General features: G+C 47.1%; 9 protein-coding genes. All 9 read right to left on the minus strand.

Features of this window, described 5'->3' with window-relative positions; all coding sequences use genetic code 11:
* Window positions 1-7: 7 nt before the first annotated feature.
* The gene (locus H9Q76_RS07945) at window positions 8-445 is read right to left on the minus strand and encodes a cytidine deaminase (RefSeq protein ID WP_249320902.1); all 438 of its coding nucleotides are present in this window, start codon (window positions 443-445) and stop codon (window positions 8-10) included.
* A 50-nt stretch (window positions 446-495) separates the two neighbouring features.
* On the minus strand, window positions 496-1,236 hold the full coding sequence (locus H9Q76_RS07950; protein ID WP_249320903.1) for an acyl-[acyl-carrier-protein] thioesterase: 741 nt from the start codon (window positions 1,234-1,236) through the stop codon (window positions 496-498).
* 14 nt (window positions 1,237-1,250) lie between these two features.
* Entirely contained in the window at window positions 1,251-2,837 is a 1,587-nt protein-coding gene (locus H9Q76_RS07955; protein WP_249320904.1) for an ATP-binding protein, read from the minus strand.
* Window positions 2,834-3,946, minus strand: coding sequence for a metallophosphoesterase family protein (locus H9Q76_RS07960; protein WP_118670645.1), 1,113 nt, complete (start codon window positions 3,944-3,946; stop codon window positions 2,834-2,836). The genes H9Q76_RS07955 and H9Q76_RS07960 overlap by 4 nt, the downstream gene beginning before the upstream one ends.
* 23 nt (window positions 3,947-3,969) lie before the next feature.
* Complete coding sequence (locus tag H9Q76_RS07965) at window positions 3,970-5,220, minus strand: glycoside hydrolase family 3 protein (protein WP_249320905.1); 1,251 nt, start codon at window positions 5,218-5,220, stop codon at window positions 3,970-3,972.
* Between the two features lie 212 nt (window positions 5,221-5,432).
* The gene (locus H9Q76_RS07970; RefSeq protein WP_021985087.1) at window positions 5,433-5,867 is read right to left on the minus strand and encodes an RrF2 family transcriptional regulator; all 435 of its coding nucleotides are present in this window, start codon (window positions 5,865-5,867) and stop codon (window positions 5,433-5,435) included.
* Between the two features lie 133 nt (window positions 5,868-6,000).
* Window positions 6,001-6,939, minus strand: coding sequence for a cysteine synthase A (gene cysK / locus H9Q76_RS07975; protein ID WP_021985088.1), 939 nt, complete (start codon window positions 6,937-6,939; stop codon window positions 6,001-6,003).
* A 152-nt stretch (window positions 6,940-7,091) separates the two neighbouring features.
* Entirely contained in the window at window positions 7,092-7,913 is an 822-nt protein-coding gene (locus H9Q76_RS07980; RefSeq protein WP_249320906.1) for a TrmH family RNA methyltransferase, read from the minus strand.
* Between the two features lie 54 nt (window positions 7,914-7,967).
* Window positions 7,968-11,756: a phosphoribosylformylglycinamidine synthase gene (locus H9Q76_RS07985; protein WP_249320907.1), complete on the minus strand. Its 3,789-nt coding sequence runs from the start codon at window positions 11,754-11,756 to the stop codon at window positions 7,968-7,970.
* Between the last annotated feature and the right edge of the window lie 30 nt (window positions 11,757-11,786).

Here is an 11,786-nt window from a genome sequence, read left to right on the forward strand (position 1 = left end):
CCATCATCTATTTCAAATTCTCCGGTCCAAAGCTTTCCGGAAGCAGTTCTTCCAATGTATATACCTTATACGCCTCCATTGTGCGTGCTAAAATCACGGCAAATGCGGACGGATTAACGAACTCCCGCAGCACCTGTCTGCACACACCGCATGGTGCAGTGTATCCGGTCTGCGCAAGCGCATCTTCGTCAAGTTTCCCGCCTACAATCGCGATTGCCGTAAATTCCCTGCAGCCTTCACTCACAGCCTTAAACACTGCTGTCCGCTCTGCACAGTTTCCCGGTGTAAATGCTGCATTCTCAATATTACATCCGGTGTATATCTTCGCATCTGCCCCAAGCAGTGCCGCCCCAACTGCAAAGTGCGAATACGGTGCATACGAAAACTTCCGTGCATCCGCTGCAATCCGGATCAGATTTTGTATCTTTTTCTTTTCTAATTTCATATACTGCCTTATCCTGTATTTTGTAAATTATGATTCGCGGTACGCCACTCCTACGCTTCTGTCAGCCGGTAATCAACAACTGCCTTCACGTCACCCGCTTCTTTGCCGCTCATCTTGATGATCACATGTGTTTCCGTTCCGGCTTCCGCTTCGATCTCCTGTATTGCCCGCTCGATCACAAGTGCTTCCTTGTACCGCGCCTGACTCTTATACTCCACGCGAATCCGGTTGACACATGTGATATCCTCGACATACTCATTTGCAAGCAGGATATATTTTGCGTTACTCATATGTCCGTTGTAATCGATGTCCGCCTTCGGCACAACTACAGTGTCAACAACTTCGAATTCCTTCGGCAGACGGATCTTTCTGCCGCATCTTTCCATCGGATACCGCGGTCTGATCTCATATCCCTTCGCATCCTCTTCCTCGATCCGTACCGGATGCTTCGTCTCCATATCCATGAGGGTCCACATCGAATCTGCACAGACAATATCCTCGCCGTTTTCATCCGTCACAATAACATTACGATAGCCGATTGACGTCGCAAATTCATACGCCCACGTCTTCACGCTTATCTCCTCGAACATCTTCGGTATACGGCGGATCTCAATATTCCAGCTGATTGCGAACCAGGTCCGCTTATGCGCGAGCATATAGTCGATGCCTCTGCCTACCGATTCGGAATTGATGTTGACACAATCCTGCATGGCATCCATCAGACTTCCAAACGACATCCGTCTTGTTGCATCGACATCTGAAAAAAGAACTTTTTTATTATATGTGTACATAGTATACCCCTTTATCACGCACGGCTTTCGTGGCAGGTAAAATAAATCACCTGATATTCCTTTGCGATTTCTCTTATAAATGCTTTTCCATGCTCTATTTTTTCCTCATCGAGATTCACGAACGGATCATCCAGAATCAGAAACGGCTTTTTCTCCCGATACATCGCATCCGCAAATGCAAGACGCATACACAAACCGGTCATATCCTGATATCCCCGGCTGAAATATCCCATATCACGGTACATTCCCTGCTCCTGTCTCTCCATCTCAAACGTCGCCGTAAGTCCATACGCTGTTCCGTCTTCACCTGATAACATCCGGTAATACCTCCGGAATGCATCCATAACCGGTTCCTGATAACGTGCACCGTAATTTTCCTTTGCCTGTGTCAAAAAAGCCTTAGTCTTTTGTATTATATCACATTTTTCCCGAAGCGTAATCAATTCTTCATTAAGAGATTGCAATTTTCTTTCCTTTTCCGTCAGTGTGTCAAACTCGCTCTCCAACTCATCAAGTCTCCGGCTGTATTGCAGGATCTGTCTCGACAGCGTCTCCATCTCCGATGCCCGCTGTTTCTGCTGTTCCTCCGAAAGCGACTTTGGCTGTACAGGTTTTGACTCTGGCTGGCGTTTCTTCCTGCCAATTGCATACCCAAGCAGCATACATGCGCCTGCAATCATACTGAATCCACCACAGATAAGGATTAACATACGATACCCTTTGCCTGCCGCAAGCAGCGCATATATAATCACAAGCAATCCTAAGACGATACCTGTGATTCCTTTATATTTCCGCTGTTCGTTTTTTTCATTTCTTCTTTGCTGCAAGGTATCTGCCAGTTCCTGCCCGGATGGGCTTGCAGCTTCTTTCTCTTCGGTTTCCTCCGGTAGCTTCCCCGCCAAGCACGCATTCCAACGCACTTTGACCGCCGTCAACTGGCTTGAAACCGTATCTAACGCTTCCTGCACTACCGTTTTTGCCCGTAATTCCTGTGCAAGCACGTGTGCTTCCCGTTCAAGCTTCGCAAGTTTTCCGGTGCTCCGTTTATCCGACATCTGGTTGATCGCATCGGCAAGCTTTTTATTTGCCACGTCATAACTTGCCATATCTTCGGTCTCTTCCATCTGATCGCCGAGCTTCGCACTCACGCTGTCTGTCGCTGCAAATGCCGCACATTCCGCCTGTCCGATATAGATGGTCCGCATAAAAGACTCCGCATTGATTCCGAATAACTCCTGTCCGATCTGTTCGGTGAAATCTGTACTGTCAAGCAGCGTATTCGCATCCTGTAACCGGAAGGAATCTCCCTTTGCCGTCTTCCCGAAGACACGCGACAGCAGATAATATTTCCCATCCGCTGTAAAAGTAAGCTGTCCGCCATAGGTGCCGCCCTGCCACGGCTGATAACGCTTCCGTTCCTTCTCCAGTTCCGTCCGCTTCGTCTCCCCGGCAAAGCCATAGAACATCACGCGGATAAATGCTGCAAATGTACTTTTTCCTGCGCCATTCGGCAGCACAAAAGCATTGTAGCCATCTGCAAAATCATAGGAGAAATCCGAAAGCATTCCAAAGTTTTCAATATGACATGTCAGTAGTCTCATATGAACGCCTCCCCGGCAAGCGCCAATATTCCCGTCTGAATGATTTTCGCTTTCTCCTCATCCGAAAGGTCAGTCTGTGCCTGAACCAGACGCACGAATTCACCCTTTAACGACGCATCATACGTATATGCGGCATAGTCGATCTCCGGCACAGTATAATCTACGACCTTCGCATAGAAATAGATTTGTGACAACTGCATCGCAAGCAGGTCTGTATCTACTTCCACGCCCACAGGCAGGCTGCCAGTCAGACAGACCTTCACCAGATCGGCAGTCTGCACCTGCATTTCCTGTAATGTCTCTTTAATAGCATCTAAAATATCCACTCCGGATGCACACACGCTTACATCGACAGATGCCTCCCACAGTCTGCGGCTTGCAAATGGCACAAATGTATCCTGAATCTTATGATGTGCCACATCAACCTCGAGCAGGCAGAATCCATGTATGCCACATTCATCAAAGCCTCTGCCCTCCAAACAACCCGGATACACGTAGATGCCCCTTGCATCGAGCTGCTCACGCTTATATGTATGGATGTGTCCGAGTGCCAGATAATCGATTCCTTTATTTTGTAATAAAGCAAGTGGAATCTGTTCCGCATCCCGTCCTGCCCCACTTGCGTATGGCGTCTCCTGCCCATGCAGCATCACAAGGTTAATATGCTTTGGATTAAGCCTTAATGATGTATATAACGTCTGTGCATTCCGTGCAGAGCTTTCCGCACCGGTAATCACGATTGTCGCACCATCTTCTTCCCACGCATAGTAACGCCATGTATCACCAAACAACTTCAGGTTATCCGGGATTTCATCCAACGACTGCAGGAACCCATCTGCATCGTGATTTCCACGCAGATAGAAAAACAAGATCTCCGGGTGTCCGGTAATTGCAGACAGCACCGCGTTTCCAGTTGCCCGGTCAACCTTCTTCGTATCAAACAGATCTCCGGCGATGAGAATCCCATCGACCGATTGTTCTGCGGCGTAGTCCACCATACGCAGAAACGTATGCAGAATCTCGGTTCTCCGCTGCTTCTGCTTATCTCCATCCAGATGTGTAGACAGAGAGGAATTCAAATGAATATCCGCACAATGTATTAACTTCATCCGTTACCCCTTTCTGTCATTTCCTAAAATATCTCAAATCCTAACTGATTCTTCCATTTCAGCACGCGCGCAACTGCCGCATCAATCTGTGCCTCGTCAATTTCTCCATCTCTGACTGCCTGTATGACGGCTTTAATCTGCTCCTGATAATTCGTGGAAAGCAGCATATCATTTCCGGCTTTGACCGCCTGCACCGCCGCCTCGTCCAGATCATATCCCGCAGATACGCCACTCATCATCAGATCATCGGTGATTACCACACCATCAAACTGCAGCACGTTCCGTATCTCCTCGTGCACCTTCTCCGATAGCGATGCCGGATATTCATCATCGATTGCTGCAACTACATTGTGGCTGACTAAAATACAGTCCGCGCCAGCATTTACGCCCGCCTCAAACGGTATATAATCCCGCGTCACAAACTGCTCATACGTTCGCGTATCCTCGATCTGGTTCACATGCGTGTCTCCATTACTACCGTACCCCGGGAAATGCTTCAACACCGTTCCAATCTGTGCCTTCCGCATCGTCGTGACAACGGTATCGACGTACTCTGCCGTCTCCTGCGGATCATCTCCAAACGCGCGGGGATAGATAAAATCACTCGCATCTCCGGACAGATCACAGACTGGTGCGAAGTTCACATTGATGCCATACGATAGAAGCAGCTTTGTTTTTTCTTCCGTATCCTTTCTGATTGCATCCATACCGCCCGACGCATAGATGGATCTCGGTGATGCAAAGGTGTGATCTGCCAGTGCACTGTAACGGCTGACACGCGTCACCGTACCGCCTTCTTCGTCCGTTCCAATTAGCAAAGGGATATCAGAAGCCTCCTGAAAGGACTGGATCTTCTCCGTCAGGGAATCTGCCGTCTCCCCAGCCAAATCTCCCGCAAACAAAATAATGCCCCCAACCGGATATTGCGTTAGCTCATCCGGTCCGAAGCGTCCATCATTTTTTACAAAGAACATCTGTCCGACCTTTTCTTCCAGACTCATCGTCTGGATCTTGTCCTGTATCCGCACATCAAGCACCGTCATTTGTGCATCTGAAGTCGTGTGTGTCTCTTCGCCTGCCGTCTGCTCTGTGATCACAGGGACTTGTGTCGTAGCTGTTTCTTCCGTATCCCCCGGTTCCGATGAAGTACGTTCTCCATCCCGGAGAAGATTTCCCGAACCGAAAATACCAAAAAACACCATACAGATGATCAATATTCCATATATAATTTTTTTATGCCGATGCATCATTGAACACGATTCCGTCTTATTCATAATAATCACGATTTCTCCGTTCTTCGAACTCGTGATTATCATTATACATTACATATAATAATCACGATTTCTCCGTTCTTCGAACTCCCGAAATCGTAACAGCCATGCGCATTCCGGACTATCGTCCTTCATGCTTATGTCTGTTTATCCGTCATATAAATAAGCAGCTCCGTCTGCAAGCAGCCTCGCTGCTTATTTGCATGACGGAATTATTATATCATGTATTGATCTGATTGCTCGTTGTGCCAATCGACCAGATCCTGCAAGGTAATATTGTCTACGACTTCCGATATCGCATCGTACAGTTTCTCCCAGATACGAACCGTTACGCAGCTGCTTCTTCTGTCACAGTCAATTGGATTTTGTCCAACACAGGCAACCGGGGCAAGCTCGCCTTCCGTCAATCGTAAGATCATACCGACTGTATAATCCTTCGGTGCACGCGAAAGCAGATATCCCCCCTGCGCACCTCGGATTCCGCGCACAAATCCCGCCTTGTTCAATACAGAAATAATCTGCTCCATATATTTTTCAGATATATTCTGCCTCTTTGCAACGTCTTTTAAACTGATCGGTTCTCCCGTGTTATAGACTGCAAGATCCAGCATCAGGCGAAGTGCATACCTTCCCTTTGTTGATATTTTCATGCAAGTTCCTCCATAAAGTAACCGATTATATAATTTCGGTCTCGTCGCTTTCCGCAGATACCAAAAATTATATAATCGGCACTAACATAAGTCAAGATAACAAACTATATTTTATCCGTTCATTTTCTTCTTTTTACTGTTCTGCAAACAATGCAGTTGAAAGATATCTGTCACCAGAATCTGGAAGCAATGCAACGATTGTCTTGCCCTTGTTCTCTGGTCTTTTTGCAAGGATATCTGCAGCTTTCAATGCTGCACCGGAAGAGATGCCAACCAGAACACCTTCCGCTCTTGCAAACGCTCTTCCCTCTTCAAATGCATCATCGTTCTCGATTGTAATGATCTCATCGTAGATCTTTGTATTCAGTACCTTTGGTACGAATCCGGCTCCGATACCCTGAATCTTGTGGGATCCGGCCTGACCGGTTGAGAGAACTGCACTTGTTGCAGGCTCTACTGCTACAATCTTCACATCTGGATTCTTAGACTTCAGATATTCACCAACACCTGTCAGTGTTCCGCCTGTACCAACACCGGCTACGAAGATATCCACCTTACCCTCTGTCTGCTCCCAGATCTCTGGTCCGGTTGTCTTCTTGTGCATCTCAGAGTTGGCCGGGTTATCAAACTGTCCAAGGATGATTGCACCCGGGATAGACTCCTTCAATTCTTCTGCCTTTGCGATGGCACCTTTCATACCCTTAGAACCGTCTGTCAACACAAGCTCTGCGCCATATGCCTTCAGAAGATTTCTACGCTCTACACTCATGGTCTCTGGCAATGTCAGGATCGCACGATAGCCCTTTGCGGTTGCAACGGCTGCAATACCGATACCTGTATTTCCGGATGTTGGCTCGATGATTGTTGCGCCCGGCTTCAACTCTCCCTTTTCCTCAGCATCCTCGATCATTGCAAGTGCAATACGATCCTTTACAGAACCGGATGGGTTCAGGTACTCCAGCTTTACATACAGATTTGCATCTGTCACGCCTGCCTTCTTCGCATAACGGTCTGCCTGAAGCAATGGTGTATTACCGATCAATTCCAACGCACTTTTAATTACTTTACTCATAATGTCTACCTCCAGATTTTCTTATATTTTTCTATCGTTTTTCTATTTCCCTATATTCCTACCCGTTAAGTAGGATTTGAGTGTATTATAACACGATATAACCATTTGTCAATCACTTTTTTGATTTTTTTATAAATAAAAAGAAACCGCTCTTAAACGGTTTCTCTTTTCGACAATTCCCAGAACGCCACTGCACTCGCAGCCGCCACATTCAGCGAATCCACACCATGTGTCATCGGTATCTTCACCGTATAATCGCTGTGCGTGATCGTCTCCTGCCGCAATCCTTCTCCTTCCGTTCCAAGGATCACAGCGAGCTTATCAAGCTTCGCAAACCGCGGATCACAGATCTCGCACGAATCATCCCGCAGAGCCATCGCTACACACGGAAATCCCAGCGTATGAAGTGCCTGCGCGGTATCTTCTTCTGACTTCGGCAGATACGTCCACGGAATCTGGAATACCGTACCCATACTGACCCGAATTGCTCTCCGGTATAGCGGATCGGCGCATCCATGTGTCAGAAGCACTGCATCCATGCCAAGTGCCGCAGCAGACCGAAAGATTGCTCCGACATTCGTCGGGTTCATCACGTCTTCTAACACTGCAATCCGGTACATATCACGGCATAAGATGTCCGCCTGTGGAAGCTCATTTCGTTCCATCGCACATAACATTCCACGCGTCAGCTTAAACCCGGTAATCTGCGTCAGTACATCAAACCTTGCAGTATAGACCGGAATCTCTCCACACACCTCAAGCAATCCCTGCTGTTTTGGTACCCCCGCTTCATCCATCAGGACAGAAATTGGACGATATCCGGCAGCAAGTGCCCGCTCCACGACGATCGGGCTTTCCGCGATAAAGATACCCGGCTTCGGCTCCCGGTAACGAAGGAGCTGTACCTCTGAAAGTCTGGCATAGATATCCAAACCTGCATCCTGTAAATTCTGTATAGAAATAAAATGTGGCATGAACACACATCCCCTTTCCGTGACATGTGTCCATGCCGCAATCGTAACCTTTATTTATGAGAAATAAGCAACACCGGACTCAAAGATCTTCTGATCCTGATCTCCGTAGATATTGACTGCCACTGCTGTTCCCTTACGCTCTGAGTGAGCCATCTTACCAAGTACACGGCCATCCGGACTTGTGATACCCTCGATTGCGTAGTAAGAACCATTGACATTGTAATACTCATCCATTGTTGGATTTCCATCCATATCAACATACTGGGTTGCAACCTGTCCATTTGCGAAGAGCTTCTCTGTCCACTCCTTGCTTGCAACAAAACGTCCCTCACCATGTGAGATTGGCACGGTATACACACTGCCAAGCTTTGCCTTCTGCAACCATGGGCTCTTGTTTGTAACAACCTTTGTGTAAACCATCTTGGACTGATGACGGCCGATGCTGTTGATTGTCAGTGTCGGTGAATCATTCTCCTGTGGACGGATCTCGCCATAAGGAACAAGTCCGAGCTTGATGAGTGCCTGGAATCCGTTACAGATACCAAGTGCCAGTCCGTCACGCTCATGCAGAAGCTTCATAACCTCATCTGCGATCTTTGCATTCCGGAATGCAGTTGCGATGAACTTACCAGAACCATCCGGCTCATCACCAGCGGAGAAACCACCTGGGAACATAATAATCTGGCTCTCACTGATTGCCTTTGTAAATGCATCTACAGAATCACGGATACCCTGTGCATCCAGATTACGGAATACGATTGTCTGAACCTCAGCACCCGCATTCTCAAATGCCTTGGCTGAATCGTATTCGCAGTTTGTACCAGGGAATACTGGAATAAATACCTTTGGTTTTGCTACTTTATTCTTTGCCACATAGATCGAACCGGCATCGTACAGTCCTGTACTTACCTTTCCATCTACAATCTTCAATGTATCGTTGATCTTATCATTCTGTTCTACACCGGACTCTGTCGGGAATACCTTCTCAAGCTTCTTTGTCCATGCATCTAATGCCTCATCCATTGTGATCACAGCATCGCCATATACGAACTCTGGTGTATCCTGTACTTCACCGATGACTGTACATGGAATACCAAGCTCTGTCACATTGTCCTTCTCCACTTCAAGAATGATAGAACCATATTTCTTCGCTGTAAGATCATCTGCATCAACGGTCTTCGCAAGTTTTACACCAAGCTTATTACCAAATGCCATCTTTGAGATTGCCTCGATCATACCGCCAAAGCCGATTGCATAAGCAGATACAACCTTACCCTCTGTAATTGCCTGATGCAGCTTCTCGTATTTATCCATTGCATCCTGATAATCCGGCTTGTCGTAAGCATCGCGCTTGATATCGAAGCATACAAGCTGATTGCCTGCCTTCTTCAATTCTGGTGTCACTACATCCTGATAGCTTGCAACATCAACTGCGAAGCTGACCAGAGTTGGTGGAACATCAATATCATTGAAGGAACCAGACATGGAATCCTTACCTCCGATAGAAGGAAGTCCAAGTCCCATCTGTACATCATATGCACCAAGCAATGCAGAAAGTGGAAGACCCCAACGATATGGATCGGTACCAAGTCTCTCAAAATACTCCTGGAATGTCAGTCTTACCTTGCTTACATCACCACCGGCTGCAGCAATCTTTGCAACGGAAGTCAGTACCGCATAGATGGCTCCATGATATGGACTCCAGCTTGACAGATATGGATCAAAGCCGTAGCTCATCATTGTAACCGTATCGGTCTTTCCCTTCAGTACTGGGAGCTTTGCGATCATCGTCTGTGTCTCGGAGAGCTGGTACTTACCACCATATGGCATTGTAACCGTACCTGCACCGATGGAGGAATCGAACATCTCCACAAGTCCCTTCTGGGAAGCGACATTCAGATCAGAAAGTGTATCTAACCAGAGCTTCTTCACATCAGAAGCATCCTTCTTCTCGTCAAAATATTTTGCAGATGCATCTGGCATAGCAACCTTGACATCTGTCTCCTGATGAGCACCGTTTGTATCAAGGAATGCACGGGACAGATTCACAATCTCCTTGCCTCTCCATGAAAGTACGAGACGCTTCTCTTCTGTTACAACAGCAACAGCAACTGCCTCTAAGTTCTCCTCAGCGACGTACTGCATCATCTTGTCAACATCCTTTGGATCAACAACGACTGCCATACGCTCCTGAGACTCGGAAATCGCAAGCTCTGTGCCGTCAAGGCCAGCGTATTTCTTTGGAACCTTATCCAGATCGATCTGTAAACCATCGGCAAGCTCACCGATTGCAACAGATACACCACCTGCACCGAAATCGTTACATTTCTTGATTAAGCTTGCAACCTCTTCCCGACGGAACAGACGCTGAATCTTACGCTCCGTTGGTGCATTACCCTTCTGTACCTCAGCACCACATGTCTCGATGGAGCTTTCTGTATGTGCCTTGGAAGAACCGGTTGCTCCACCACAGCCATCACGTCCGGTACGTCCACCGAGCAGGATGATGATATCGCCCGGATCAGAATTCAGACGCTTCACACATCTTCTTGGAGCAGCACCCATAACAGCACCAATTTCCATACGCTTTGCCACGTAATTTGGATGATATACTTCCTTTACAAGTCCGGTTGCAAGTCCAATCTGGTTACCATAGGAGCTGTAACCTTCGGCAGCAACCTTCACAATCTTTCTCTGTGGGAGCTTACCATGCATCGTATCCTTCAAAGATACCGTCGGATCTGCAGCTCCTGTCACACGCATTGCCTGATATACGTAAGAACGTCCTGACAGCGGATCACGGATTGCACCACCCAGACAAGTTGCAGCACCACCAAACGGCTCAATCTCTGTTGGATGGTTATGTGTCTCGTTCTTAAAGCTTACCAGCCACTCTTCTTCGACTCCATCGACCTTAACTGGAACAACGATCGAACATGCATTGATCTCGTCTGACTCTTCCTGATCGTCAAGCTTGCCAGCCTTCTTCAGTTCCTTCATTGCCATAAGGGCGATATCCATCAGACAGACAAACTTATCGTCTCTGCCCTTGTACATTTCCTTTGTTGCTCCAACATAACGATCATATGTCTCGGCGATCACATCCTTGTAATAACCATCGTCGAATGCAACATTTGTAAGCTCTGTTGAAAATGTTGTATGACGGCAATGGTCAGACCAGTATGTATCAAGCACACGGATCTCTGTCATAGATGGATCTCTGTGTTCTTCGTTCTTGAAATAGTTCTGTATATGCTCAAAATCCTTGATTGTCATAGCAAGTCCGAGGGAATCATACAGTGCCTTTAATTCTGCCTCTGGCATATCCTTGAAGCCATCGAAGATCTTCACATCTGCAGGTTCCTCAAAGTTTGTAACCAAAGTCTCCGGCTTTGTCTCATCTGTGATACGGGAATCCACCGGGTTTACAACATACTCCCGGATTGTCTGCATCTGCTCTTCTGTCACATCACCTTCTACCACATAAGTAGTAGCTGTCTTGATAACTGGTGTCTCCTCCTCGTTCAGAAGCTTGACACACTGCTCTGCAGAATCCGCACGCTGATCGAACTGTCCCGGAAGGAATTCCTGTGAGAAGCATTTTTCCTTCTCATTCATAGGGAATGATTCTTCATATACGACATCGATTGGCGGCTCTGAGAAGATGGTAACCTTCGCTTTGTTGTAGGTATCCTCTGATACACCTTCCATGTCATACCGTGTCAGGACGCGGACATTGTCAGCTTTGATTCCAAGGTAATCCTTGAACTGCTTCTTTAAGTCTTTTGCCTTAACCGCATAAGCATCTTTCTTTTCTACATAGATTCGTCTAACCTTGCTCATGACTTTCCTCCTGAATTTTGTAATTTACTT

It is taken from the genome of Wujia chipingensis (assembly GCF_014337155.1).
Taxonomy (GTDB): domain Bacteria; phylum Bacillota; class Clostridia; order Lachnospirales; family Lachnospiraceae; genus Coprococcus_C; species Coprococcus_C hominis.